Source organism: Coprococcus sp. HPP0074 (assembly GCF_964238105.1).
In the GTDB taxonomy this organism is placed as follows: Bacteria; Bacillota; Clostridia; order Lachnospirales; family Lachnospiraceae; genus Faecalimonas; species Faecalimonas umbilicata.
This window is the reverse complement of the sequence record NZ_CAXSKS010000019.1, coordinates 1-902: the sequence shown is the minus strand read 5'-3', so window position 1 is coordinate 902 and position 902 is coordinate 1. Positions and strand designations below refer to the sequence as shown.

Here is a 902-nt window from a genome sequence, read left to right as displayed (position 1 = left end):
GGGGCTGTCGGGAAATAGATAGTTCCAAACAGGGGCAGATTTGACTCGTATAAGTCAAATCTGCCCCTGAAACTTTTCCGTAAAAAGAGAAAAAGATGGCTAACGACAACCATCTCCTCTCCGTTCCATGTTATAATGGAACTATGCTAAAACAAGATTATTATAACGAATTTTTTGAATTAGGGCAACAGAAAATTAACTTCAGTTTCTTCGAATTGTGTTTACCTGACGACGATCCAGTCTATACCCTGAAAAAAGTGATGGAGGATTTAGATTTTTCTGGCTTGTTAGCCAATTGTTCAAATAAGGGGAGAACCGGGTTTAATCCAATTATGATGTATGCTGTCGTTACTTACGCAAACATGCGAGGAGTTAGAGCTGTTGACCGTATTGTGGAGTTATGTGAAAGAGACCTTGCGTTTATCTGGCTTACCAAAGGACAGAAACCAAAAAGAGATGCATTCTATGAATTTAAGAATAAAAAACTAACGGCTGATGTATTAGATGAATTAAACTATCAGTTTCTCCGCCGTCTGCAAAAAGAAGGACTGATTACCCTAAAGTCGCTTTTTATTGATGGGACTAAAATAGAAGCAAATGCAAACCGCTATACGTTTGTCTGGAGAGGAACGCTCAATTATCATCTTGCAGGATTGCTGGATACCATTGATTCGTTGTATCAGAAATATAACGTTCTGATCGACGAAAATGAGTATAGTATCAAATATGACATTCCTCATGCTCATATGTTTGTAATTGAAGGAATAGAGAAAGTAAAAGATGTCATTGAAAAGAACCGGAAACGAAAACTGACAAAACATAAAAAGTTATCCAATAATACCATCATCGAAATTGACAATTGTTCTCCGTTGGAGATTGTGAAACTCCAGAAAAATCTTCTT

General features: G+C 36.9%; 1 protein-coding gene. It reads left to right on the top strand.

Annotated elements, in window-relative coordinates; all coding sequences use genetic code 11:
* Window positions 1-143: 143 nt before the first annotated feature.
* Window positions 144-902 (top strand): transposase (locus tag ACESPO_RS13255; RefSeq protein ID WP_499788987.1); only part of this gene is annotated, 759 nt, incomplete at its 3' end.